The sequence below is a fragment of the Lelliottia wanjuensis genome (assembly GCF_030238365.1).
GTDB classification, from domain to species: domain Bacteria; phylum Pseudomonadota; class Gammaproteobacteria; order Enterobacterales; family Enterobacteriaceae; genus Enterobacter; species Enterobacter wanjuensis.
In genome coordinates this window covers 85,732-111,448 of record NZ_JASSOT010000055.1, presented here as the reverse complement: position 1 = coordinate 111,448, position 25,717 = coordinate 85,732, and the positions used below count along the sequence as shown (strand labels likewise).

22 protein-coding genes and 9 pseudogenes are annotated in these 25,717 nt (G+C 47.3%); 21 read left to right on the top strand and 10 right to left on the bottom strand.

The annotated features are described in order from the left end of the window. Positions 1–300 precede the first annotated feature (300 nt). From QQF33_RS09215 to QQF33_RS09175, 9 genes and pseudogenes are all read left to right on the top strand, one after another. On the top strand, positions 301–711 hold the full coding sequence (locus tag QQF33_RS09215; RefSeq protein WP_285149636.1) for a hypothetical protein: 411 nt from the start codon (positions 301–303) through the stop codon (positions 709–711). Between the two features lie 129 nt (positions 712–840). After that, a pseudogene (locus QQF33_RS09210) lies at positions 841–1,082 on the top strand (type II toxin-antitoxin system RelE/ParE family toxin); the annotation flags it as partial. Then, positions 1,072–1,350: pseudogene (locus QQF33_RS09205) on the top strand (helix-turn-helix domain-containing protein). The pseudogenes QQF33_RS09210 and QQF33_RS09205, both read left to right, overlap by 11 nt. Positions 1,351–2,319: 969 nt before the next feature. After that, entirely contained in the window at positions 2,320–3,102 is a 783-nt protein-coding gene (locus tag QQF33_RS09200; RefSeq protein ID WP_455583679.1) for a fimbrial biogenesis chaperone, read from the top strand. A 9-nt stretch (positions 3,103–3,111) separates the two neighbouring features. Next, positions 3,112–5,562 carry a fimbria/pilus outer membrane usher protein gene (locus tag QQF33_RS09195; RefSeq protein WP_285157702.1) on the top strand — a complete coding sequence of 817 codons (2,451 nt, stop codon included), beginning with the start codon at positions 3,112–3,114 and terminating at the stop codon, positions 5,560–5,562. A 10-nt stretch (positions 5,563–5,572) separates the two neighbouring features. Continuing rightward, positions 5,573–6,547, top strand: coding sequence for a fimbrial protein (locus QQF33_RS09190; protein ID WP_285157701.1), 975 nt, complete (start codon positions 5,573–5,575; stop codon positions 6,545–6,547). 86 nt (positions 6,548–6,633) lie between these two features. Further along, complete coding sequence (locus QQF33_RS09185) at positions 6,634–7,176, top strand: fimbrial protein (protein ID WP_285157700.1); 543 nt, start codon at positions 6,634–6,636, stop codon at positions 7,174–7,176. 67 nt (positions 7,177–7,243) lie between these two features. Then, positions 7,244–7,777 (top strand): fimbrial protein, encoded by a 534-nt coding sequence (locus tag QQF33_RS09180; RefSeq protein ID WP_285149640.1) that lies wholly within the window; start codon positions 7,244–7,246, stop codon positions 7,775–7,777. A 194-nt stretch (positions 7,778–7,971) separates the two neighbouring features. Continuing rightward, a pseudogene (locus tag QQF33_RS09175) lies at positions 7,972–8,097 on the top strand (type II toxin -antitoxin system TacA 1-like antitoxin); the annotation flags it as partial. A gap of 459 nt (positions 8,098–8,556) precedes the next feature. Here the strand turns inward: QQF33_RS09175 and QQF33_RS09170 are convergent. Continuing rightward, on the bottom strand, positions 8,557–9,030 hold the full coding sequence (locus QQF33_RS09170) for a hypothetical protein (RefSeq protein WP_285157699.1): 474 nt from the start codon (positions 9,028–9,030) through the stop codon (positions 8,557–8,559). A gap of 193 nt (positions 9,031–9,223) precedes the next feature. Between QQF33_RS09170 and QQF33_RS09165 the strand changes: the two are divergent. The 3 genes and pseudogenes from QQF33_RS09165 to QQF33_RS09155 form a co-directional block, all read left to right on the top strand. Then, positions 9,224–9,541: pseudogene (locus QQF33_RS09165) on the top strand (terminase TerL endonuclease subunit); the annotation flags it as partial. A 156-nt stretch (positions 9,542–9,697) separates the two neighbouring features. Beyond that, the gene (locus QQF33_RS09160) at positions 9,698–9,985 is read left to right on the top strand and encodes a DUF3892 domain-containing protein (RefSeq protein ID WP_285149643.1); all 288 of its coding nucleotides are present in this window, start codon (positions 9,698–9,700) and stop codon (positions 9,983–9,985) included. A 119-nt stretch (positions 9,986–10,104) separates the two neighbouring features. Continuing rightward, positions 10,105–10,483: pseudogene (locus tag QQF33_RS09155) on the top strand (IS3 family transposase); the annotation flags it as partial. Between the two features lie 141 nt (positions 10,484–10,624). Here QQF33_RS09155 and QQF33_RS09150 read toward each other — a convergent pair. Both QQF33_RS09150 and QQF33_RS09145 read right to left on the bottom strand, forming a co-directional pair. Next, on the bottom strand, positions 10,625–11,239 hold the full coding sequence (locus tag QQF33_RS09150; protein ID WP_285157698.1) for a helix-turn-helix domain-containing protein: 615 nt from the start codon (positions 11,237–11,239) through the stop codon (positions 10,625–10,627). Between the two features lie 289 nt (positions 11,240–11,528). Continuing rightward, positions 11,529–12,527, bottom strand: a complete 999-nt coding sequence (locus QQF33_RS09145; protein ID WP_285149645.1) for a tyrosine-type recombinase/integrase — start codon at positions 12,525–12,527, stop codon at positions 11,529–11,531. A gap of 240 nt (positions 12,528–12,767) precedes the next feature. Here QQF33_RS09145 and QQF33_RS09140 point away from each other — a divergent pair, with 240 nt between their 5' ends. The 3 genes and pseudogenes from QQF33_RS09140 to QQF33_RS09130 form a co-directional block, all read left to right on the top strand. Continuing rightward, positions 12,768–13,919, top strand: a complete 1,152-nt coding sequence (locus tag QQF33_RS09140; protein ID WP_285149646.1) for a hypothetical protein — start codon at positions 12,768–12,770, stop codon at positions 13,917–13,919. Positions 13,920–14,447: 528 nt separating this feature from the next. Next, positions 14,448–14,549, top strand: a complete 102-nt coding sequence (locus QQF33_RS25760; protein ID WP_350318497.1) for a tlde1 domain-containing protein — start codon at positions 14,448–14,450, stop codon at positions 14,547–14,549. Between the two features lie 129 nt (positions 14,550–14,678). Further along, positions 14,679–15,488 (top strand): annotated as a pseudogene (locus tag QQF33_RS09130) (IS3 family transposase); the annotation flags it as partial. A gap of 75 nt (positions 15,489–15,563) precedes the next feature. On the opposite strand, the gene QQF33_RS09125 reads toward QQF33_RS09130, so the two are convergent. Together QQF33_RS09125 and QQF33_RS09120 are read right to left on the bottom strand one after the other, a co-directional pair. After that, entirely contained in the window at positions 15,564–16,667 is a 1,104-nt protein-coding gene (locus tag QQF33_RS09125; protein ID WP_285149647.1) for a hsdR, read from the bottom strand. Positions 16,668–16,682: 15 nt separating this feature from the next. Further along, entirely contained in the window at positions 16,683–17,468 is a 786-nt protein-coding gene (locus QQF33_RS09120) for a tyrosine-type recombinase/integrase (protein WP_285157697.1), read from the bottom strand. Here QQF33_RS09120 and QQF33_RS09115 point away from each other — a divergent pair. After that, positions 17,439–17,704, top strand: a pseudogene (locus QQF33_RS09115) (LysR substrate-binding domain-containing protein); the annotation flags it as partial. The gene QQF33_RS09120 and the pseudogene QQF33_RS09115 sit on opposite strands and share 30 nt — an antisense overlap. Before the next feature lie 64 nt (positions 17,705–17,768). Here QQF33_RS09115 and QQF33_RS25850 read toward each other — a convergent pair. From QQF33_RS25850 to QQF33_RS09100, 3 genes are all read right to left on the bottom strand, one after another. Then, positions 17,769–17,933, bottom strand: a complete 165-nt coding sequence (locus QQF33_RS25850) for a CcdB family protein (protein WP_390888467.1) — start codon at positions 17,931–17,933, stop codon at positions 17,769–17,771. A gap of 2 nt (positions 17,934–17,935) precedes the next feature. Next, the gene (locus tag QQF33_RS09105; protein ID WP_285149649.1) at positions 17,936–18,199 is read right to left on the bottom strand and encodes a type II toxin-antitoxin system CcdA family antitoxin; all 264 of its coding nucleotides are present in this window, start codon (positions 18,197–18,199) and stop codon (positions 17,936–17,938) included. Between the two features lie 315 nt (positions 18,200–18,514). Continuing rightward, on the bottom strand, positions 18,515–18,769 hold the full coding sequence (locus tag QQF33_RS09100) for a hypothetical protein (RefSeq protein ID WP_285149650.1): 255 nt from the start codon (positions 18,767–18,769) through the stop codon (positions 18,515–18,517). Between the two features lie 446 nt (positions 18,770–19,215). Between QQF33_RS09100 and QQF33_RS09090 the strand changes: the two genes are divergently transcribed. Beyond that, positions 19,216–20,100 carry a LysR family transcriptional regulator gene (locus QQF33_RS09090; protein ID WP_285149651.1) on the top strand — a complete coding sequence of 295 codons (885 nt, stop codon included), beginning with the start codon at positions 19,216–19,218 and terminating at the stop codon, positions 20,098–20,100. Positions 20,101–20,429: 329 nt separating this feature from the next. On the opposite strand, the gene QQF33_RS09085 is transcribed toward QQF33_RS09090, so the two are convergent. Beyond that, positions 20,430–20,786: a hypothetical protein gene (locus tag QQF33_RS09085; RefSeq protein WP_285149652.1), complete on the bottom strand. Its 357-nt coding sequence runs from the start codon at positions 20,784–20,786 to the stop codon at positions 20,430–20,432. A 44-nt stretch (positions 20,787–20,830) separates the two neighbouring features. On the opposite strand from QQF33_RS09085, the pseudogene QQF33_RS09080 reads away from it, so the two are divergent. Further along, a pseudogene (locus QQF33_RS09080) lies at positions 20,831–21,227 on the top strand (DDE-type integrase/transposase/recombinase); the annotation flags it as partial. A gap of 257 nt (positions 21,228–21,484) precedes the next feature. On the opposite strand, the gene QQF33_RS09075 reads toward QQF33_RS09080, so the two are convergent. After that, complete coding sequence (locus QQF33_RS09075; RefSeq protein WP_285149653.1) at positions 21,485–22,810, bottom strand: hypothetical protein; 1,326 nt, start codon at positions 22,808–22,810, stop codon at positions 21,485–21,487. A 587-nt stretch (positions 22,811–23,397) separates the two neighbouring features. On the opposite strand from QQF33_RS09075, the gene tnpA reads away from it, so the two are divergent. From tnpA to tnpC, 3 genes and pseudogenes are all read left to right on the top strand, one after another. Beyond that, a complete protein-coding gene (tnpA, locus tag QQF33_RS09070; RefSeq protein ID WP_285149654.1) occupies positions 23,398–23,775 on the top strand; it encodes an IS66-like element accessory protein TnpA in 378 nt (125 codons plus the stop codon). Next, positions 23,772–24,119, top strand: coding sequence for an IS66 family insertion sequence element accessory protein TnpB (gene tnpB, locus QQF33_RS09065; RefSeq protein WP_285149655.1), 348 nt, complete (start codon positions 23,772–23,774; stop codon positions 24,117–24,119). The genes tnpA and tnpB overlap by 4 nt, the downstream gene beginning before the upstream one ends. A 49-nt stretch (positions 24,120–24,168) precedes the next feature. After that, positions 24,169–25,707, top strand: a pseudogene (tnpC, locus tag QQF33_RS09060) (IS66 family transposase). Positions 25,708–25,717: the final 10 nt, after the last annotated feature.

Sequence of the window (25,717 nt, the reverse complement as noted above, 5' to 3'; positions counted from 1 at the left end):
CCTTTGAAAATGAAATGGCCCGCCATCAGTAACGCCACAAAAAAGCCGCACGGCGGCGGCCTTTAACTTTACTTCACGCCTGATACTCCGAGAGCGTTCGCGTTTTCTATAGCTAAGGATTCGGCGGAGGATTTTGTCCCGTCGATACAGCTTTTCTTTTGCACAAACGGCAAGTTTTCGCAAAACTCAAGGCTGCGGCGCTTCCATACTTCAGTGCAATGAATGTTTCGCGAGTGTATATTGACTCATGATTTGTTTTAAGTATACATTAACTCATTGTGGATGGGGTGGAATACTCAAATGAAAATTAACTATGTCCGTAGGAACAGTGGAAAAAGAACAACAATAATACTGCCTGATTCTATATGTGAACTATGGCTTACAACTCGCCCTTCAGTGAGCGAGGGCGGTGCACGCAAAGCACTCTGTGAATTGCTCGAACAACAAGACGACCCAAAGCCTGGAGTCACATTCCAGTCTCAGGTGGAACGGGCGATGCTTGATGGCATCCGCTCATATCAGAACCGACTATTAGCAAGTAACGATGAGCTAAAGTGTCGCGTAATTGACTGGATTACTTGTATGCTTCCGGGGATCACACCCCCAACGCCTCAGGCGTCAGACATTTTAGCCGAACTAGACAAGTTAAAACTGATTCCATGGGAAATGCTTGAAAAGTGCGATTCACTGGAAGAGCAAAGATGGAAATAGGGACCAGTTAATCAATCCGGATAAATTTAGTCCTTACCCCAACTGAGCTAATGGCCTGAGTTGCCACTGAACACTGACCTGTGCACGTGTTTTTGGCATACTTTTACACAGTGCCATTTTTCATTAGTTAGGCTGTTACAGAAATTAGAGCATGACCCTCGCCAGTTACGGGAACCGATACCAAGTCGCTAGGCGATGGGCTCTTTGAGATCCGTACAATGGGAAGTGATATTGCGCGTGGGCTGTGGGTTTATCAGTCTGGCCAACAAATATTCATGCTACGAATTTTTATAAAAAAGACCAACAAAACTCCTGCTGGAGAAATGGCGCTAGCCTGGGCTAGATTGAAGGAGATGCAAGATGAAATATAAAACCCTCGATCAGATTCATGCGGATGCTATGCAGGATGTTGAATACCGCGCCGCATATGAGGAAGAAAGCACCCGCGACCGCTTACGTGACACTCTGGAGGGCTGGCGAAAAAGTGCTGGTCTCACGTCTGCGCAGGTTGCATAAGGCATGGGTGTTAAGCCGCCCGCTGTTTCACGTATGGAAAAAAACGCCAGCAAAATGAGCTTTGAGACGCTAACTCGTTATGCCAGGGCCTGTGGCGTTCACTTCAAACTTCAGATGCTTTAACAACAGGGGAGATTTATTCCCCCTGTCAAACCGGTACATCATCGAACTCACCAGCTCTGACATCATTACTGTATGGATTATGAATCCCTTAATTTCGATGCCTTCCTCATCATCAGATAGCGCTAGAGTTCTCGCTGGAGAGCATCTTGAAGATGCCGGGCAGGGTACAAACACAACCTCACGAGTCTGAATTCCGCTTCCAGGATACCATCCAGATAGAACGCTAATCCCAATACTGGAAGAGAATACTGATGAAACTGAAGACATTAACCGCTTTAATAGTTACAACATACATTAGCTTTTATTCTGTGGTGCAGGCTTCAACTCCTCAGCCGATCTTCACGCCCGAGCAGGAGGTCAGGATTAGGGAAATTGCCGCCAGATATCTCGTAACCCACCTCGAAATACTGGTCACAGTTTGTCAGATACTGCAGGCGTAGCCGTAGCTGCCCAGGCAGAAAGTGGATGCCATGAACGCGGTGGATCATCAGACCGAATTACTGAGTGACCCGGATACGGCGGCGACCGAGCAGAAAAGCGCCAGGGTAGCCGTAATCTTGTTCTTTGACTATCTGTGTGTTGTTGCAACCAAGTTTCAATCAGCTGATTGAAGAAGATGTGATCTTCGCAGTATAAATAATACATCGCTCCTCACTTCCGAAACGGTAAATATGATGCGCATCTATTTTTTGTTCACATAATATGATTATGGAAGTTTAAGAATGAATGTCTGCATCAGAGTTTATGAAGCCATAAAAGGGCTCCGTTTGAGTATTGTACGTTAAGTGGATTTTTGCACTGCCTGATAGCAACTGGCTGTACAGGTCGGTGCTTTCCTCAGCCATTTTTTATTTTTAGCCCGATATATTATCCCGTCAGATTAATATGATCCCAACCCATCGGAGATGGGCGTAACCGAGTTTTGTTGATGCGATCAAGTTATAATTTGTCCAGAAATGGACTCGGATAATGCTACTGTTTTTCTCGATATCCATAATATTATGTCACAATTGTGACCGTTATAATTGCGAGCGTCTATCCAAGATGAACAAGTCATGCATTGCCATGTTTTTAGCTTTAATGACATTATCAGCAACTGCACACAGCGCCCTGACTCTTAACGCCGACCGCCTGATTTACAGTGAAAAAGAAGGCGACGCGACGGTCATAATTCACAGCAATGAAAACCGGGCTTATCTGGTTCAGTCCTGGCTTGATGCAGGTGACAGTTCTCAAATTAAAAAATTGCCGTTCGTGGTGACACCGCCACTGTTCAGGCTGGCCCCGAAAAGCGACAACGTGATTCGGGTCGTCTATTTGGGCAGCGGCCTGCCTGCCGATCGCGAAAGTCTTTTCTGGCTCGATGTGAAAGGCGTGCCCGGCCTGAATGAACAAGAATCAAAAGTCGAAAACCGCATGGTGCTGGCGATCAATAACCGGATTAAATTCTTTTTCCGCCCGGCGGGTTTAAAGGGCGATCCGGGGGAAGCGGTGAAAAACCTGAGCTGGAGCGCATCCGATAAAACAGTGGTGGTAAAAAATGCATCTCCGTTCAATCTGGTGTTGAGCAAAATCTCAATCGATAAAGAAACCATCCCGGTTTCGGTGGTCGACAATAATACCGTCATTGCCCCTTTTTCGAATAAAACCTATCAGCTTAAACATGCCCCTGCCAGTGGCTCAGCCGTGGAATGGGAAGCGATAAATGATTTTGGCACAACGTCTAAAACCTTTACCCAGAAAATCAATTAACAAGACGTTATGCGCTGTATCAATAAGCTATACCTGGCTGTTTCTGTGATAATTTCGAAAACAGTGTTTGCCGGGGAGTATTTCGACCCCGGCTTATTACAGTCGGCAAACGGCAATACAGTGATTAATGACACCAGTCTCCTCAGCCAGGGCGTTCAGCCGGCGGGGACTTATCGCGTCCGGATTAAGGTCAACGGAAAGCCATCCCTGGTTTCAGATGTCCGGTTTGAACTGAATGACAAAAAGGAGCTCGTTCCCTGTCTCTCTTTTCAGACCTATCAGAAACTCGGCGTGGATTTGAAAAAGGTCGCTTCGAATGCTGAGGATAATAGCGTGAGAAATGCCTGCACTGACATGCAAGAGCAGCTTCCCGGTACGAAGGCTGATTTTGATTTTTCAAAACTGACGCTGGATATTTCTCTCCCGCAAACCGTGATGCGCGATGAGTCGCTGACCGGCGTGCCGGAGGAGGAGTGGGACGACGGCGTGCCCGCCCTCATCAGCATGTACCAGCTTTCCGGGCAGCAATACCTACATCGCACCAGCGACACTCAGGACACGGTATTTGCTAATCTGACCAACGGCTTTAACTTTGGCCGCTGGCGCTATCGCAATAACGCCACCCTCAGCAATGACGATGGCTGGAAGACGCTCTCAAACTATGTCGAAACCGCCGTCCGCTCCCTGAAAGGGGAGCTGACCGTGGGTGACGCCAGCACGCCGGGCGATATTTTTGACAGTCTCGTGGTGCGCGGAGTCCAGCTCAATTCCGATGACGATATGCAGCCTGACCAGTTAACGGGATTTGCCCCCCTCATCCGCGGCATTGCGAAGAGTAACGCCCAGGTCACCGTACGCAGCAACGGCTACATCATCTACCAGCGCTCGGTTCCGCCAGGCCCGTTCGTGATCCAGGATCTGTCGTCCGTGTCAAACGGCGGCAAGCTGGATGTCACCATTACCGAGGCCGACGGTTCAGAAACGCACAGCACCGTCTCTTACTCGAACGTTCCGCAACTTTTACGCGCGCATCAGATGAAATACAGCCTGGCGGCGGGGCGCTATGTGACGAACAGCAACAGCGTGGAAGAGACCCCGGAAATACTGCAGGCGGCGATCTCCTGGGGGCTGCCGTTGGATATCACCACCTACGGCGGTATCCAGTATCAGGAAAAATATAAGGCGGCGAGCCTGGGCGCAGGTTTTGACCTGAAGCGTGTGGGCGGCATCGCCATTGATGTCACTGAAAGCCAGGGCCAGCGCGGTAATTCGCCAGAGTATAAAGGCGATATGCTGCGTCTGACCTACCGCAACGGCATCCCGGAAACCGGGACGCAGATCCAACTGGATAACCGCTATTACCGTCGCAACTATTTATCGTTCAGCGACTGGGCGGACGCCGAAACCCTGTTCGAAGACTCGCGGTTAAAACGCGAATACAACCTGACCCTCAATCAGACCCTGACGGACGAACACAGCTTCTTTGCCACCCTGTCCCGCACGGCGAATCAGGACAGCTCGGTCTCGCGCTCCTGGCAGCTCGGCTGGAACGGCTCCTGGGAACGCGTCAGTTTTTCACTCGCGTGGAGCATGACCCGCAGCGAAGGGATGTCCGACTGGGATAAACAGCTGGCGCTCACGTTGTCTGTTCCGCTCGGGAATCTGTTCCCGGCCACGCAGCCGATGGTCAACTACAGCGCCACCACGGGCCTGAAAGGCGATCTGACTAACCAGGTGGGAGTGTCGGGTCACATGGGGGAAGGACAGGATCTGAGCTGGAATACCCAGGTCTCTTACGCGTCGCAGAACGGACAAAGCGATACCCAGAGCGGCTCCGCAGGCATCGATTACCAGGGCAATCGCGGTGAATTTAACGTGACCTGGAACGCCGACCGCAACCAGTACCTTTCCTGGAATGCGTCCGGGAACTTACTCGCGCATAAAGACGGCATCACGCTGGGGCGTTTCTCCAGCGGCAGCCAGGCGCTGGTGGCGATCCCTGGTGCGGAGAATGTCGAGCTGGGCAGCAACCAGAACATCAGGACCGACTCCCGGGGCTTTGCCATCGTGCCCGATCTCCAGTCCTATCACCGCAACACCATGACGGTTGATCCGCAGAGTAATAAAGAGGTCGATTTTGTCAGCACCTCCTCTGAGGTGATCCCGACGAAAGACGCCATTGTGCTGGCCCGTTTCAAAGCGATCGGCGGACGCAAAGTGGTGATGAACGTGAGCTACAAAGGCCAGCCGTTGCCTTTCGGTGCGCGGGCAAGAATTGAGGGCAATGACGATACCTGGTATGTCGGGGATCAGGGCCAGGCCTACCTCAACTCCGCCCCTGACAGCGGCACGGTGAATTTCAGCTGGGGTGACAAACAGCAGTGCTCCGCGCCATTCGCCATCCCGACAAAAGCGTCGGTGAAACTCGCCATCGCCATCCTGAACGTCGAATGCCACTGAGGAGCGCCCGATGAAACCTTTTTCCTGCTGGCGAATCGCCACCGTCATGATGTTAAGCGCCGTTGCGTTAACCGCCCGCGCGCATGACTGCCAGAGCCAGGAGCGTCAGGCGCCGTTAAATCTGACGATCCCGTTAACCGTTCAATTGCCGGACAAAGCGGGCACCGCGCCGGTGGGGACAGTTTTGTCGGTGAACGAAAAATCCCTCGCGCAACTGACCGGGTCGCATCATGCGATCGCTCCGGCGTGCCAGGGGAAGGTACAGCGCATCCTGAACGGCAGAATGAGCACGGCGCAAAGCGGGGATCATATTTACAGCACTTCGCTGCCGGGCGTCGGTGTAAGAATTACGGTTATCTATGACCAGCCGGGTAGGGCAAGAAAAGAGTGGGTATTACCTTTTAACACGCCTTTTTCGGAGGTCCCGACGCATCCGGTCAGCACTGATGATATTAAATTGCGCATTGAAGTAATCAAGACCGGCATTATTCAGGGCGGCACGATGACCATTCGCCTGCCGTCCCTGGTCTCGCTGAATGATAATTCTCTGGTGGTGAACCTGGTGATGACGGTGTTAGCCGCCAGAGCCCACTGTGAAATTCTGGTCGACCAGCCGCAAATCGAATTACCGCCGATTAATGTGAAGGATCTGGCCAGCAGCGCGATGAAGAAAAACTATCCGGTCGGCGTGAATCTGCAGTGCATGAACACCACCCGGGCCAGCATCAATATCGAAGGTGCTACCGGGCCACAAAATATCACCGTATTTAAAAATGTCGCACCCGAAAACCCGGCCTCCGGCGTGGGCATCGAAATGCTCTATAACGGCAGCGTGATGACCCCTTTCCAGCCCATCGATATGGCATTGCCCGTGCAGCAGATGAATATCCCGGTTCCGCTGTCGGTTCGCTATGCAAAAACGGATCAACCCGTCAGCGAAGGGAAAGTGAAAGCCCAAATTACGCTGAGAATTAATTATTTATAACGAAATAGGGAAGGTTTCTTTTTTCATTCTGAAATGAGAAGACTTCGCCTCTTTTATTAAGATACACACCTATAAGGATATTTTTAATGAAAAAGTCAATTTTAGGACTGGCTGTCTCCGCATTGTTTGTGATGGGCGCAGCTCAGGCTTCAACCAACCCTGATGACGTTTCAGCAACCCTGACCGTTTCCGGCACAGTTACCCCATCTCTGTCACCTTGCACCGTTAACCTGGGTCAGTCTTCAATCAATCTACACGCTGATATTTCCACCCTGGTGACTCAGGGGACTACTACGACGCCGATGAATACTGTGGACCTGACCGTCACTGGCGATGAGCAGTGCGCAGACCTGGTTTCTCAGGGTAAAATTGCCTACAAATTCCTCGGGACTGCAGATAGCGCAATGGGCAGCGTCCTGGCGAACACGGCGACGGGTGAAGGCGCGGCAAGCGGTATCGGTATTGCTCTATATGACAATGCGGGTCAGAATCTACTCATTAACAAGGATACAATGACAGCGACACCAGGTGTCTCTCATTTAGGCTTGGGCATGGTGAAACTGGCAAGCCAGACAGCAACTGCCGGCTCTGTACAGGGTTCGCTGACCATTCAGATCGAACGCCTGTAATAAATTCCCCATCGTTTACACGATGGGGAATTCTATTCCGCGTGTCCTGACAATTACCGAGAACACCATGAAAATTTTCTACTCTGTATTAATACTCTCCTCTCTGATGACGGGATTTGCAGCGCAGGCTGAAGATGTTTCCGCCACGCTGTCCATTACGGGTGACGCCACCAGTGGGCCGACCGGTTGCGAAGTAAATATGAATCCAACCACCATCGCTTTAGACACTATCGATCTCGATGCGTTGCCATGGCAGGGGGGGAATACCATCCCGAAAAATCCTATTAATCTGAGTATTTCCGGCAGCAGTGAGTGTTATGCATTAGTCTTGGCAGATCGTATGGCCTACCGATTTGTGGGCACACCTGACGCTGGTGAGGGGAGCGTCTTAGCAAACATAGATACTTCGTCTCAGGCAGCAAAGGGCGTAGGTATTGGCATATTTGATATGCACGGTAAATTCCTTGATATCAGGAAAACCGTATCGGCGCTGGATTTGCAGCGTATTACTATGCAGGTGGTATCACTAAAAGGAACTGAACAAAAACCGACCGAGGGTCATGTTAGCGGCAATCTCACGGTTCAGATTGAGCGTCTTTAAATTGTTTAAACTGTGAATAAGTTTTTGGTACACAGATGAATAAACAATGTAATCAACAGACTGATGTTGATTATACCTATAATGTATCAATCTAAATCGAACATGTTGTTACGTTAGCCCGTCTTATGGCGGGCTATAATTATTATCTACGGTTAAATTGACTGTAACCCATTTTCAATTTCATGAGTGCACTCATGAAATCAGATGATCAACTTAACCCTAGAGCCAAGGAATCTTTGAGGGCGCTTGTCGATACCGCTGCAGAGATTCGCCATAAACCACTTACAAACTTCATCCTGGAAATGGCATGTGTAGTGGCACACTGAATTTGGCCACCTGAACAGAGGTGTTAGGTTTACCTCAGAGCAACACAGTTGCTGCAATGAAAAAACTTCAGTCCTGATTTCAAACGCGAATCCGCTCAGTTGGTTGTCGATCAAAATGATAACGTTTATGTCGCAGCTAAGGCTATGGATGTTAGTCTTTCCACGATGACATGGGTACAACAACATCCGCAGCCGCAAGGCCAAAGGTGAGCCATGCAACCGCTCGTTACTCCGGGATGATACGGAAGCCATGTTAGGAGAAAAGGCCCGTAGATCGTTTCACAGGTGGTTTGACAAATTGGTTACGGACGAGCTGATCGGCATCAATGATGCTGGTGAAGTGGTGATGTTAGGAAAGGAATAAACGCGGCAAAAGTGCGGCATAAGGGACTTTCTACTTGATGAAAAGAAGTGACTTTCTGGGAAACGGCATGATTTGCTCAGACCGATATATTAGTAAAAATAGATATCAGACTCTCTAATAAATTCCTTGCGAATACTATGAGCTTCTGCGGGACATGAACCATTCTCTGTTAATTTATTCCAGAATGATTTATCATATTCCTCTTCAAGAAATAGATATCGACTTATACGCAATAATTTCCCTCTAGTCCATCCTGAGGTACTGTGACTGTAAACATGTAATTCATCTTCCAGACCATAAAAAGTTAATTTTTCGTTGTCATCGTAAGCTTTATTAAAACGTTTTATTATAAATTCAACTTCGCCTTCTGAAATTCTAAATAAATCTTGATAAAGTTCGTGTGGTTTTTTATCTACGCTACCGTCTGTGCCGTCAAAGAAAGGATAAACCCCGCGCTCCCAAGCATATAGATAGCTATCGGTAAATTCTCCGTAGTGCTTTCCTAAATGAAGTATTTGTAGGCGTTGCTGAACAAACAGCAGCTTTTTAATATCTGTATCCATAATAAAGTCTCCTTAATCAAAACGATTAGTGAATATGATAGGCGAGACTTTGTAAATTATTAGTTCGTAATTGTTTGTTGCTGTTTTGGAATCTTTTGGACTGTTTACTAAAATTTCCTTATGTATATCTTTAATGGTGGCACTCAGATGTGAGCCGCCACTGATCGCCCGGTTTTCCTTACCGTCCGCATACGGACTGGACGTCGAGCCATTCCCGCAAACGTTCGCCCGATTTAACCCGGTAGCAAAAAGCTTGGAGGTGTTCGCCGCCCGTAAGCGCATTGAGCACAACGGGGATCCTGTGTTGGCCTGGGCTATGGGTAACGTGGTGATGATGGTTGGCACGAACCACAACATTAAACCGAACAAGATTAAAGCGCCCAACAAGATAGATCCGGCTGTGGCTTGCATGATGAGTTTTGGCACATACCTGCTGGAGCATGGTGATGTAGATGTGGCGATGAGTGAGGAACAAAAAGCACGGTTGGAGGGGATTAGAGGTGGGATATGAAGAAGTGTTAAATGCTTACGCGTTTGGTAATTAATTAATAATTTTTGTAATTTTGAGATGCTCGATTTAAATTGATGTCCTGCTTGATGCTTTTAAACTTCATTAAGTTATAACAGTGCGGCAGTAATATTGCTGTATATCTATAAGTTTTTTTGTATGTCTACTTATTATGTATATGCCGTGCATTATGATTCAACCCATTCGCATATTGAACAATTGAAAGTTGCTCAGAATGGATGCAGTTTTATTTATTGGAGTCGACAGGAGGTTGTAAATAGAATTTACCGACGTACTGATGAATTTATTACAGCAGTTGCTACCGGAAACGGAAATTATGAGCGTGGCGCTCTTGTAATAATTGACCCTGTTGATGGTATTTATTATCTGAAAACAGTTGCTGATTGGACAACTAGAGATAACCTCGGCTCGCTTCCGGAGTATTAATCAGAAAGCCGCTTAGCGGCCTTTTTTTGGTTGTGTATTGCAATGTATATAGCTTCTAAATCTACATATCTCACATAACGCTACTTTTCCCTTACGTTACATTAAGTTAAAAAGTTCTTGCAATAGGTATCACGACTATGGCAATCCTGAGAGGCTTCAGAATGGAACGCTGGCTTGCCAGCAGGCTCATGAAAGAACTGGGGCTGGTGAGTTGTCAGCAACCTAACCACCGGTATAAACGTCGTAGTCATGAACACATCGTTATCCCGAATCGCCTTGAATGACAGTTCGCAGTGACAGAGCCTAACGCTTCTTCAGAAGTCTGAAAACGAGTGGGTGCCAGTGACAGGTTATATAAACTTTAGCGAAGCTGCTCATACGATCACAGACTAAATCGTTTGGTATTACAGCTCACTAAGGCCGCATGGCTATAACGGTGGGTTACCGCCAAACGAATCGGAAAGTCGATATTGGATAAGCTGTAGCTCAGTGGCCAGTTTACGTTGGCCATTACACTGCTGGTCTCTGTATTTGCAAAGCATGTGCTCCACATTCATCAATCATGGTACCTGTGCGAGGCTTTTCAGTAAAAGAGATACTATTCATCGGCTAAGGTCAGATGGGAAATAGTGACGAGACTCAATATTTTAGAGGCAACTGGTTGATATTTATGAGTCTGCCTTTTTCTATATCGATATAGCCTCCCTCTTTTAAATCCTTCAAAATAGACATTATGCGACTTCTGGATATATTAGTACGGGACTGAATATAATCACATGCATTTATTTTTGTTTTTATGTCATCTGTCTGTGCCATCAGTTCTATAATGGAGGATCGTATGATTTCGTATGTTCCCCTTCCGACTGCCTTCGAATGATCATTAACCATTAACTTCATGTTATACATTAGGATGTAGGATAAGTTCTCCCAAAGATTCAGGCTTTCAACTCTCTTCATTACCTCCTCCAGGGGGATAAGTTCATAAGCTATCTCTCCATTGGCTTGAATGATGAATTGATGGTTGAAATCTATAAATTCGTTAATACCAATTATAATCGGTGCGCTTGCATATCGCATTAGCAATTGATCGTCAGGTCTGAAGGCGGCTATATTACCTTTATGAAGAATAAAACATACAGATACTGTAAGGCGTTCAAAAGAAATAGTCCTTTTGTCTTTTTCAATGACTATATTGTTTTTATTGGATAACAAATTTATAAGCGATTGAATATGTGATTGCGGTTTCATTTTCATCTAAAATTGAGAAGAGACTTGTAATATTATAGCCTGAGTTTCTTGATGAGGTGAATTTTTTTTGAATAAACAAGGAGGCACGTATGTCCACAACTGACTAACTTCTACTTTCCTTACTATCTTTTAAAAGTCCCATTAAGGGCTGTTGCACCTTCCACGTTTGTGTGAATTCTACCCTCTGGCGCAATAGATCCTGGCACGCCCAATAGTAGTCCACTTGTAACATTCTCCATTTATAAGTCACCCCATTCGTTCCAGAGACTCCGCGTCTAGACTCAGTGGCAAATCACTACGTTGATAAGTGAGAGATCAAAGTCAACCTATCTCGGGCTGCACGCAGCCGCTCTTCGCCGCGCCGGTCGTACTGTTGGGTGGTGGTGACGCTGGCATGACCCATCGCATCTTTAACGGTAATAAGATCTTCGCCATTATCCAGCATCGCCGTTGCAAAGGTCCGTCGTAAATCGTGCGGTGCGCATTTCTCAATTCCGGCCTGGCGCTGACGCACGTGCAGAATATGGTATACCGCCTGATCGGTCAGCCGGTCGAGGGTCAGTGTGTCGAAACGTCGGATTCGGGTGAACAACGGACCGGGGCCTGCACCGCGCACCTGTTCGGTCCAGTGCATCAGCCTCTGCCAGGTCCCGGCCGGCATGTACGCCAGCCTTTCCTTGTTGCCTTTACCAAGCACTTTCAGCGCCCGCCCCTGCGTGACAATGTCACTTATTCTAAGGCCTACCGCTTCGGAACGGCGCAGACCACAGCCGAGGATCACCGCCAGCAGGGCTGCGTCACGCGCCCCCTGACAGCTGCTGTCCGCATCGCAGACTTGGAAAAGCTGGCGGATTTCCTCTGTCGGTAGCGCGCGACCGCGCGGAAGCCGGCTGCCGCGCAAATTCCGCACGGCCCTGATGTGCTGGAAACTCTCGACATCCATCAGCTTCAGCATCCAGGCTTCCTTGGCCACGCCTTTCAGTGCCGAGAGATAGGTGTTGACCGTGGCCGTGGCCCGGCCGGTGTCGCGCAGCAGTTCAGTAATCCCCATCACATGATGACGCCGCAGACTGCCCCAGCTGCAGGTATCGAGTGAGCCGGCACCCAGCATACCGGCGACTATACCAAGGAACGAGGCCATGGTCTGACGACTGCGCGGGGAATTGAGTGATAGCAAATAGGCCCGGGCCGGGTTAAGCACAGCGTCATTCCCGGCCAGCGCCGGCAGGAACTCCTGATCCCTGAAGGCCAGAGCGGGCTGTGTATCGGGATGGTCATCCGTCAGTGGGGTCATCTCAGGCTCCGGGAAGGCCGGAGACCGTCCGGCGCGCTGGGTAAAAAATCGGAGTAATGCTACAGATGAAGCGTATCGCAGAGAGTCTACTTTTTCAAACGTACATTTTAATAAGTAGAAAAAAAATTACTTTCACAGAAGGGAACTGACTTTTGGTAGCCTGACTGAAATCCGGTAGGTGCCTTAACGTTGTGTAGCTGATAATATTTACGGATATAAGTGAAACCTTAAGGAAATTAAATGAATGAGAAATGGCGGGTGCTGTTAATTTCTGTTTTGACACCCTCAGGTGTTATCACTGCAGTATCACTCTTTGTCATATGGGGATATTTCAGTCGTCTAAACAGGCTGGATGTATTCTTTGAAGTTATGAATATTCAAAGCATATTTGCTCTTATTTTCTGTGCGGTCATTCTTTCATTACTGTTTCTGCTTAGCATTTTCTTTGTATCCTCCGTGTTTATGGCTGTTGTTATTCCGCAGGATGTCAATAATCTTCCGGGTTATGATAAGATGAAAACTAATTTCTTATCTGTGCTGATGATTGCCGGATTATTTCCGACGACATTTATTTATATTTTTTATTATGCACTGGACCTCAGTCAGGGCGTAAAAGACAATTCTGCATGGATATCTATGTTTGGTATAGGGCTGATGACGGTTGTAGTATCCGCCCTGATAAACAGAAAGCATCTGGAGAAGGATCTGTCGAGCAAAAGGGCTGAGGTGAAACGAACAAGACGATACCAGTTCTACCTTGGCATTCCACTGAGTATCGCATTGCTGGCACATTTACAGGTATTTCCGCTTGAGATCGTATTCAGAAATATTAGCGCGTCCGATGAAAAAGTTAACTTCTGGACGATAACCGGGCTGGCATTTATTTCATACATGGTGTATTTCTTAAGCCTGTTCCCGGGCCTCGTGTACCTGCGGATGGGAACGCATGATAAGATGTTAAAGAAGATTAGCGCCTCTTTCATCGTGTCACTGATGGTTTTACTAATCATCTCCACTAAAATAACCGTTATTCCGGTTATGTTTACGCATTCTGTTATCAAACTCTCCGGGATAAGTGACTTCACGGTTCACCGCTATATCATTAAATCTTCTGAATATCCGGAAGAGTTTTTTGCCAGCGCCATATGGAAAAAGAAAATTATCAAGGCAGAACAGTATTACGCGGTGAGTGCCGTGTCCATGTTTACAACGAACCAGTTTAGTTTTCTTTGTCCTGAGACGATTGTAAAGTCCTATCGGGAAAGCTGGAAATTTAATCCATGGGACTCTGCATTCGATACCACAGTCAGGCACAAACTTCAGGAACAAGCCGCTGATTGTGTGCCTGTTTCAGCGGCAGCTGTTAAGCGATGGGATATATCATTACACTGACAGACGTTTAAAAATAAACGGGTATAAGCGTATTGCTTATACCCCACATTATTACTTACCAGTTTATTTGCTGGGTTTTAGTCCGGGAGTGTTACCGGGCGTATCCTTGTTTTCACGTCGACGTTGATCCGTTTTACCCTTTGATTTAGCGATCGGCTTAGGGCCTGGTTTTAGACTCATAATAGATATTCATGTTCTACTGAGGGACATCCTCAATATGAATATGCGGGGTGCTAATAACAGTATCAGGGGTCAGTTTGGGAAAAGGAAATCATTGTACGTTCAGAGCATAATTTAACCGTTTCTGATAGGTAACTACGGATAATTATCAGCGATTGTACCAGGTGATTACTGACCTCAGAACCGCTAGAAAGATCGCTCAATACGGTTTTTTTATGATGAATCCCACCGGGATATTTACCCTCTCAATATATTGATTCCCTGTAGTTTTCTGTAACAGAAAAATGATTTTAACACCTGATTTTGCTAATAAAATTACCATGCTCATAACATGGATATTGGTGTTTTATGGCGTTCTCTGGGAACGGCATCTATCGCAATAAAGGCGCATGCCGGGCGATTAAAGGTGATGGTCCACTGCCACCGGGCAAATACTGGATTGTTGAGTGAGGTTCCGGTGGTTTCTTCTCCGGCATTAAGGCAAAAACACAGGCCACCTGGAACAAATACAAACACGGCGCGGCGTTCGGGCGTGATGAATGGTTTGCATTCTACAGGGATGATTGAGGTATCGATGACGGTACATGGCAACGTCGTGCCTGCTGGCTTACAGGTTTGTCCCTGTCGACCTGCCGTTATGATGCTCAGCGTCCGGCTGCTGATGCACATTTATCAGGGCGTATTACTGAGCTTGCGCTTGAACGCAGACGTTTTGGTTATCGGCGCATCTGGCAGTTGCTGCGCAGAGAGGGCCTTCACGTCAATCACAAGCGGGTATACCGTATTTACCACCTTAACGGACTGAGCGTAAAACGCAGACGACGCCGTAAAGGGCTGGCGACCGAGCGGTTTCCCCTTCTGCGCCCGGATGCGCCGAACCTGACCTGGTCGATGGATTTCGTCATGGACGCACTGGCCACCGGTCGCAGGATCAAGTGCCTGACCTGCGTGGATGATTTCACGAAGGAATGCCTGACAATTACCACTGCATTCGGGATTTCAGGCGTGCAGGTCACACGTATTCTGGACAGTATCGCGCTGTTTAGCGGCTATCCGACTACGATAAGAACCGATCAGGGTCCGGAATTCACCAGCCGCGCACTGGATCAATGGGCCTTTGAGCATGGCGTGGAGTTGCGTCTTATCCAGCCGGGCAAGCCGACCCAGAACGGATTTATTGAGAGTTTTAACGGACGGTTCAGAGATGAGTGCCTGAATGAGCACTGGTTCAGCGATATTGTTCACGCCAGGAAAACGATTAATGGCTGGCGGCAGGATGATAACGAGCACCGGCCACATTCATCGCTGGATTACCAGACTCCGGCTGAATTTGCAGCAGGCTGGCGAAACGGGAAATATGAAGAAAAACCAACCGACATTACTAACTGAAGGTTGTATCTAATCCTGGGGGCAGGTCACATAGGTAATTCAAATGAAATACAAATGTATGTCTTAAAATGCAATTCAGTCATCATGATAGCGGCTGTCACCATCGCAAAAGTCACATCCCCTGTAACGACTAAATTCAGGAACGCTGTCACTCAGGTGGTTGCAACATTCACACTCGTCCAGCGCGGTATAATACGATAAGCACTGGGTGCAGAGGTACCCATCACCATGCTGGCAGACGCTGTCCGGGATCATGCAATTTGTGCATCCGGCCGGGAGATTTGACAATAGCGGCTCATCGACGCTCCGGTACGTTTCTTCATCAAGCAGCGTCATCCTGTCTTCCGTCGATTCACAATTTTCGCAGGCAAAGGGCTCATCACCTTCAGTCAATGACTGCCGTTCGTCGCAATCAGGGCAAATGAGAGAAATATAACGGTACAAATCCGTGCAAACATAGCAGCGCGTAACAAACAATGTATGCTTCTCACTGCCCGTTGTTTGTGTCGATGTTACCAGCGCCTGTTGCTTGCAGGTTCCACAGATGCCTATATCAATCCCTATCTTGGCCAGAGAATCCAGTTCCTGCTTTACCTGTTTGAGTCGTACTGCAGCATAAAACTCACTTCCCCTGAGCAAGCGGGTTTCACCGTGCGCAAGCTTCCAGCTGTAGCTGTTTTTAGCGCCAAAGATTGATTGCCACTCATCCCGCATCAGACGATTGAGGGCGAACCAGGCATCTGCCTGTTCTTTTTGAATCTGAACCTGATCTGCTGCGGTAAAGGCTGAATGATAAAAATGCACTACGCGGTTACGGTGCTTTCTTACCTTCTCAAACACATTATGCGTTTCCGGGGTTAGCGGTTTTTCCAAAACATCCCGGAGTAAATTGCGGGTCTCTTCATACGTTATCGACTGAAAGTCGCCGTCGCGATAGGCCTGCCTTTTTGGTGAGGTCTTTTTGCTACAAACAAGACTCCAGTGTTCGTGTACGAGAGGGACTTTCAGCAGGATCTCAACAGCAGTCCAGAAGCTGACAACAGAGAACTTCGCTTTAGAAGCCTCCAGTTCTTCGCGCGCTTTATCGAGAAATTCAAGTCCATTATTGATCAGGGCTTGAACGTCCTGACTTAGTTCAGGTATATGGGGTTCCTGGCTCACGTCATCATCATCGATCATTTGCTTATCCTTGATTCAATTAATTCCGCGCAGCAGCTGCAGCGCATCCGGAGTGTCGAGTGAGAACCGGACCTGCTGGCTGGCGGCCACATCGAGCGCAAATATCTTCGTGTAGACCTCGGTACTCTCAAACTTCTCATGCCCCATCAATCCCTGCAGGATCTTCGGATGAACATGGCCATATAGAAGGTGCATAACAAAACTGTGCCGGAACGTGTGCGAGCTCACGGCAATACTGAACCGGACTCCGTCGCGGCCAGCTGCATCGACCGCGCGCTCGAGCCAGTTTCTCACCGTCCGGTCTGAAATCCCCCAGGCCGGCATTGCCCGGCGTTCTCCGGTAATGATGTCTTCTTCAAACCGCTCGCGGGTGCTGGCAAACAGACGGCGTATCTCATCCACATAACCCGGATCGGAGAGCGGCACGACCCGGTCAGCACTTTTCCCTTTACGCGGTCGACCGCCGCTGGCACGACGCTGTTTGGCCGTGCGAATGACCACATGCGGGATCTCCTCGTTCAGATGAAAATCCCTTCTTCTTAATGCCAGCGCTTCGTTAAGGCGTGCGCCGGTGTTCCACAGCATATTGATGAAAGCATGCTGACTCCAGTCCGGCAGGTAATGCAGCAGACCGGCCACTTCCGGTGCCAGTCGATATTTCGGCATCTCGGTGTAGCGCCGCGCCATTTCGCGCAGGGAGAGTGCCCGACCGTAATCGAACGGCGCTGCTGCGCCTGGTACCTGCAGGGCAGGGGAGTGATGAAGGAAGGCGGGCAGCTCATTTTTAATACATCTGAACATATTGTCGATGCAGCGCTTGCGGGACTCGGGATTGCTTATTTGCCAGAAGAGAGTTTGAAACTCATATTTAAGACGGCAGGCTGGTTCGTGTGCTGAAGCAATGGTGCAAACTATTTCCTGGTTACTACCTATATTATCCCAGCAGGAAACAACCTTCGCTGGCATTCTCACTGGTCGTTGAAGCACTTCGGGTAAATCGAAAACGCATACCTGCCAGTGAGTCACTGGTGGTGTAGCTTTTGATCCTAAATTCAATAATCAGAAAGATTATAAATTTCAGGTAGCCCTCAAAGGTGGAACCTACGAATGCAAAGTAGCTTTTTCAAAGGCTGATATGGTTAAAAAATAGCCGTAACGTACAATATTTTCCGTTTCCCAAATGGAGCCCATGATATCGCTCTGGACATCCAGCAGATACGGGTAAACGGCGCTCTTGTTCGCGTTGCGATAAACCGTAAATTGCATGATCAGAATGTCCGGTATCCATCAGAAAAGCTGCCATGTTCTTCCAGAAAGACATTGAGGTTTGCGATACCTTCTGCGTTCTCTTCTTTCCAGCGTGCAGCCTCGTGTTTACGCAACTCGGCATCAATAGCAGTTGTGAACGTCTGGGATAGATTGATACTCAGGGCGCGTGCGCGACTCAGTAATTCACGATCAATGGTGACATTAACGTTTGGTGCAGTACGTTGAGTAGCAATGTTCGGCCTCCTTTGCTTGAATGTGTTCATTATACACACATCAATTACACATCCCATCATTGCTCAATGCGCGGTTGCGCTGACGGGGGCGCTCCTGTTGCTCACGATCCCGCTGAGCCTGCCGCTACTGATAGGTGGGCTGACGTTTGCCCAGGGGATTTTTCTGGAAGACAGATCCCAGAAAATGATTCCGGTGAAGTACCGGCAGCATCTTGGGATCACAACATAACAGTCCAGGAAAACAACCGAGGCCCGAGACGAACATCTCAATTTAGCTACTACAAAGCGTGTCAAAGCTCAGTGAAAATGTCTAATCACTGGCTCGCTAGAAATGTCCATATATGGTCAAGTAATTCTGGCCACGGTTTTATGGTAAGAGCGGTATTTGTTCTCTGATTCTTCAGGCATCAGACCGCCATTAATGCTAAGTGGCGCAGGCCTCCATAGCAACAAGAGTTCCAGGTCAAACTGTCGGATAGTATCCAGCAATTTAGAACGAGAAATTTTTATGTTCCATGAGATGGAGCCATTGACCATCCAGATGCAGACCTGAAAAACTGATTTGGCGATATCAATACCAACAACTCTGATCGTGTTCATGTGATTTACTCCCGTAGTAAACGCAGACAGTAAAAGTATGGCACTGGCTGCTTCAGGAAAGGGCGTCCATCACTTCACTACACATCCAGGTCCAGGCTCCTTCAATTCATGACTCCACTGTAAATATGCCCCGGTCGATTCATAGCAGCTTGAAAGAATACCGCAACACTCCAGAATCGCGCCTACGAAGGCTGCACACCACGGTGTTTCATCGTCTCTAATGCCGATTGTGGAATAAATCGCAAAAAGTGGGGCACCGTGAACTTAGTGCTATTATTGCACATTTGCAAAGTATCTTTTGAACTAATGAGTTAAACCATACGAGTATTTTAAATTAAAATGTAAACGGGAAATAATAGCTAAAGCAATTCTGCAAGATTATTAACCTGTATTGCTATGCAGCACGTGAGATAGTTTGCAGGCATAAATTTTAACAAGGAATCAACATGACATCACTGATATCAAAAAAATTAAAGTATTTTGTTACATGTTTTGAATCTCGTTGTATAAATAGTGCAGCGGATCTCCTGTGCATAACACGCTCTCCATTAGTTCGAGTTATTTACGAGCTTGAAGAGAAAACAGGAGGAAGATTATTTGTAAGGAAATATAATAATCTTGAACCTACAGAAACTGCTATCTCACTTTATGAAAAAGTAAAGCCAATATACGAATTACTCCATGCGATAGAAATTGATTTTAATTTTGGTAAAGATAAAGGGATTGGGTTATTGTGTGACTTAAGTGTACCTTACGTAATTTATCAGCATATCGAATCAACGCTAAAACTTCAGCATTATTCTGTTAAGTGCCTGCGGCAGAATATCGAAAGTAGTGAGGTGAAATCGCTCATTGCAAATCCCAATACTATTGTTTTGTCATTTCGAAATATTTGTTTCCCAGATTGTTTCACTTTCCACAAGATCGCTGATGAATCAATGTACCTTTTTATTCCTGAAGCAATTTCAGATAAAGACCTTACTGACTATAATATTACAAAAGACATAAAGCTTTTTATAAAAAAAGATGTTTTCTCAGCCGAAGTAAAAACAATTGTAACTCGAACTCTAAAAGATACTATTCCTTATGTTGAGATAAAAGAATCTACCTATGATACGCTGTCTCAACTTATGCATGTTGCAGCTGGGGAAGCGATGATGATACTCCCTAAATGTTTAACACCTTATTTTTCACCACCTAAAACTCGGATGGTTAAGTTGCAAAACATTCACGTTCAGGTTGGTATTTATGTTAATGTAAACTTTAAGAATAAAACCGACATTAACAAATTAATCAATGCTATATCATCATCTATTATATGGAATAATTAAAGGCGAGTAAAAATATTTAATCTTAGTCAATTGATGCTCTGATGCATGCTTGTCAATCGGATGCGTCAGGGTTTCATTATTGTCAATAAAATGATTTTTAATTCGCACCATTAATTATCCCCAGAGAGAACAGGAGAGTAAATTATTATATTCGCTATAATAATTCATTATGTCGCATAGATGCAATATATCTCACAAATCTTTAACTCACCATATCGAAATATTCCATTGTAGAAAATACATTTATACAGTGATGTCTGCACCAGAAATAATTAAGTCAAATCATTCGCGAATGTTGTTTAAAACAAGATTAATATCTTAACAAGACACTACGATTTGTTGCTTTTTCCTAGCAGTTCACTTAAATCAATACCGGTTCTTTTCTTTATGGCGTAAAATAGCATCTGGCCAATCCCATGTGCACCAAGCAGAGAAATAATAATAGCTATTGCGCCTGGTGATATATCAACACCTAACGCTGTAGCAATGTTTTTTACATGAGAGCGTATGAGATAAAATAGCATCAGACAAAGGATAAGATCGCCACACCGTTCCCTGAATCGCCCCCCACCATATAGCCACCGGCCAAACTCTCCCAAGGTAATTATGATGACAATTCTAACCATTTCCACTGGCTGTGATATAATCGTTCCCAGTACTTCATTTAATGTTAATTTATGGCTCATACGTAACCTCGATTATTTAAAATGGGTACCTTAATATGCATGTCGCCCGCAATGTAGTGGGCTGGCCGATGAAGCCCACTCTCTCACGCGAACTGGCACTCGACGCGCTGATGATGGCTGTCTGCGTCGAAACCGGGCGGTGAGGTCATCGTACATGGTGATCAAGGCAGCCAGTATTGCAGTGGCGACAGACAACGGTTCTGCCGGGCCAAAAACCTGGTCTCAAACATGAGCCGGCGTGGCAACTTCCGGGATAATGCGGTGGCTGAATCGTTCTTAACTTCGCTGAAAAAAGAACGGATCAGAAAACGCATATATAAAATCCGGGATCTGGCCCGGGCCGATGTCTTCCATTACATTGAAGTCTTCTATAACCCGTCCCGGTTCCACAGTCACCTCGGCGGTGTCAGTCAGGAGGCCTTTGAACGGGCCTCGTCATGAGGACAGGAAATGTCTACTGCTGTGGGATCAGTCCAATTAGGTCTGTTACCTCCACTTCTATTCTTTTCAATTTTCTGCTGTTTTCAGAGGAAGATATGGCAATTGCATATCTTCCCCGGATGGAAACAGCGGTTACTCAACATTCGCCATTTTGTCATCAATCAATTTGAGAGTTATAATTTATAATTCCCTTGCGAATGAGCTCCCGTGAAACTATCTAACATATCTGATAGACCTTATTAAAGAAAATTTATTTGTTAATCAGTTAATGTCACGACCCAAGAACCATCAGATTGTTTTTCAGCAGAACTGAAGCTCCACTCGCTTGGTAAAGAAGATGAAAGAGGTGTAACGACTGGCACAGAGTTTATCACATCGAATGTTACTGCTCCGCTACCGACCTCCACGAAAGAATAATTATCATCAAGATATCCATACAATACAGTGTAGCTTCCGCCTGATATATGTCCGATATACAAGTTGTTTGTGCTGCTACCAAAATAAATCTCATCAGCATAAATTGACACCAAAGCGGAATAATTGGTGTTTGTTGTAGCAACTTTAATCCAGACATCACATTCATCATCTGCATGCCACACAAGATCACAAGGGATGTTACAGTCTCCGAAATAAGATGGTAGATCAGGAATATCCTGATCGGTCATAAAGCTTTTGTAATTCTTTAAAGAATAGCCAGGAGAAAGTGACTCAATCACCGAATATCCCATTAAGCGACCAAGAGAATGTTCACGGTTAATTTTAGCGGATGAAATACGAAACTCTCCTAACTGATTAACAACAGTCCCTATCATTGAATAATCACTTTCATAAGGGAATGGCTGTTGTTGCCCTCTATAATTCTCAAGTTCATAGAGCTCTGCGCATAGCGGTCCATTTAGGCCATTTGTCACATTAATCATAAATGAACCGTCAGGTAAGGTGGTGATATCACTTAAATTCCAGCTCAAAGGCAATGTTTGGCTGACTACAACTAAATTGTCGTTTTCTAACTTAAGGACAATTTCTGCATCTTGGTTCCACTCAATTGTATTCTTTACTTTATCCAGATTACCAATTTTAAGAGAAATAGATACTGTCGCACCTTCGTCTTTCCCAATAAAGGCTGCGCCAGACCCTTCGTCGTTACCGAGAATAAGGCTTTCAAAGCTTTGTTGAGTGCCAGGAATGATTGAGTTAGTCGCGATAGCATAACTTTCGTCATCTACGAATAAATTCATAATTGAAAGATTAATGAGAGTAGCCATTGACTTATCAATGCAATAATATTCTAGAGGATACTGCGCAGATGGGAATTTAGTTTCCAGGAAAGACGTAGTTTCGCGTGAGAAATTTTCAACATGGCCAAGATAACTTTGTAAAGGATCGACAGTGTTAAAATCACTCCTAATATATAATCCCATGGTTGGTGATTTCTCCATAGAGTTATATAACCAGTTGTCAGCAGCTGTAGCTAAAACGCCGAAACTTCCATGTGTAGCAACTGTTGTTAAATTTACAAAATTTTTGGTTTTATATAAAAAGCAAACATCTAACGTTGTATCAGCCTTCATTTGATTAGTCATAATTTTTCCTTCGTTGTCGTATGTGTTCGTTTTGAACCATTGGAATCATACAATCAAGAAATAGAATTATTTCACTAAAAAAAGCTAATGATTTTGATATTTAATAACCAATCTGTGAAGCCATCTGAGTCGTCGTGCTTGGGCAGTGAGTTTTAGTCTGGATTGCGCGGAGTGAACGGAGTAAATGTGTATTTTTTAGCATCGTTTAGGGCTGGAGTGGTTTTTTGAGTAAATCAGATGTCGGGTATGTATCAGACGCTAATTTTTATGTTGGGTAGAAAATCTATCCAATTATCAATGTATTGAATGGAAAGTGTGTTGTGAATATAGTCATTCGCACGTAGATGTTTACACTTTTAATTTATTCAGAGTATGTGCTAACTGGTTACGAATATTGAGAGAAAATAATGTGATGATCGCCGAATCAGTAGGTTTCCACGTTCGCTAACGAATGCTTAGGACATGCAGATAAACTGCTGGCTTTATATCTATGCAGTAAGCGTACAGCGTGAACCGTCTGGTCATAATCTGATGCATCCGACAAAGTGGTGTCCACTAAATAAGTAGTGGGAACCAAAGTGTCAGAGATGCAGAAAAATATGACTCCTGGCAGGCGTAAAGGCTGCCCTAATTATTCTCCTGATTTTAAACAGCAGCTCGTTGCTGCCTCCTGCAAACCCGGGATATCCATCTCAAAACTGGCGCTTGAAAATGGCATTAACGCCAATCTGTTGTTCAATTGGCGCCAGCAGTGGCGCGAGGGAAAGCTGCTATTACCTTCCTCAGAGAGCCCTCAGTTACTTCCTGTGACTCTTGATGCCACCGCCGTACTGCAAGAACCGCCCGCTGAGGACTCAGAGCTCAGCATCAGCTGTGAGGTAACGTTCCGGCACGGGACACTTCGCCTCAACGATACGGTCAGCGAAAAGCTCCTGACTCTGCTGATACAGGAACTTAAGCGATGATCCCGTTACCTTCCGGGACCAAAATCTGGCTGGTTGCCGGTATCACCGACATGCGCAACGGCTTCAACGGGCTGGCCGCAAAGGTGCAGATGACTCTGAAAGACGACCCGATGTCCGGCCATGTCTTCATCTTCCGGGGCCGCAGCGGCAGCCAGGTAAAACTGCTGTGGTCTACCGGCGACGGGTTGTGCCTGCTGACAAAACGGCTGGAGCGTGGGCGCTTCGCCTGGCCGTCAGCCCGTGATGGCAAAGTGTTCCTGACCCCGGCACAGCTGGCGATGCTCCTTGAGGGTATCGACTGCCGGCAGCCTAAGCGGCTGCTGACCTCCCTGACCATGCTGTAAATCTCTTTATCCTGGTTGTCGCAGAATAAGCCTGGTAAAATGCGGGCTTATGAACGACACCTCTTCTGACGAAATCCTTCTGCTGAAACAGCGGCTTGCCGAACAGGAAGCACTGAACCGCGCCCTGCTGGAAAAGCTGGCCGACCGTGAGCGCGAAATAGACCACCTGCAGGCGCAGCTGGATAAGTTCCGCCGGATGAACTTCGGCAGCCGCTCTGAAAAGGTCTCCCGACGTATCGCACAGATGGAAGCTGACCTGAAGCGGCTTCAAAAGGAAAGCGATACGCTGACCGGCCGGGTGGATGACCCGGCAGTGCAGCGCCCTCTGCGGCAGACCCGCACCCGAAAACCGTTCCCCGAGTCACTCCCCCGCGATGAAAAACGACTACTGCCGGCAGCGTCATGCTGCCCGGAGTGTGGAGGCTCGCTGAGTTACCTGGGTGAAGATACCGCCGAACAGCTGAAGTTGATGCGCAGCGCCTTCCGGGTTATCCGGACCGTGTGGGAAAAACATGCCTGCACAAAATGCGACGCTATCGTGCAGGCTCCTGCGCCTTCGCGGCCCATCGAACGGGGTTTCGCCGGACCGGGGCTGCTGGCCCGCGTACTGACCTCTAAGTATGCATAGCACACCCCGCTGTACCGGCAGTCTGAAATATACAGCCGCCAGGGTGTGGAGCTGAGTCGTTCACTGCTGTCGGGCTGGGTGGATGCGTGTTGCCGGCTGCTGTCACCGCTGGAAGAAGCCCTTCAGGGCTATGTCCTGACCGACGGCAAACTCCATGCCGATGACACCCCGGTCCAGGTGCTGCTGCCGGGTAATAAGAAGACGAAGACCGGGCGGTTGTGGACGTACGTTCGTGATGACCGCAACGCCGGATCGGCAGTAGCGCCGGCGGTGTGGTTCGCTTACAGCCCGGACAGAAAAGGCATCTATCCGCAGACTCATCTTGCGGGGTTCAGCGGTGTACTGCAGGCGGATGCGTACGCCGGGTTCAACGAGCTGTACCGCGATGGCCGGATAACGGAAGCCGCCTGCTGGGCTCACGCCCGCCGCAAGATCCATGATGTGCACGTTCGCACGCCATCGGCACTGACGGAAGAAGCCCTGAAACGTATCGGCGAACTGTATGCCGTGGAGGCGGAGATAAGGGGAATGCCGGCGGAGCAACGCCTTGCTGAACGTCAGCGGAAAACGAAACCGCTGCTGAAATCACTGGAAAGCTGGCTAAGTGAAAAGATGAAAACGCTGTCACGACACTCAGAGCTGGCGAAGGCGTTCGCGTACGCTCTGAACCAGTGGCCGGCTCTGACGTACTATGCAGACAATGGCTGGGAAGAAGCCGATAACAACATCGCTGAAAATGCGCTGCGGATGGTCAGTCTGGGTCGTAAAAACTGGTTGTTCTTCGGCTCGGACCACGGTGGTGAGCGTGGAGCGTTGCTGTACAGTCTGATCGGGACGTGCAAACTGAACGGCGTGGATCCAGAAAGCTACCTTCGTCATGTGCTTGACGTCATAGCTGACTGGCCGGTCAACCGGGTCAGCGAACTGCTCCCCTGGCGCATCACACTGCCAGTTGAATAACGCATCCCTG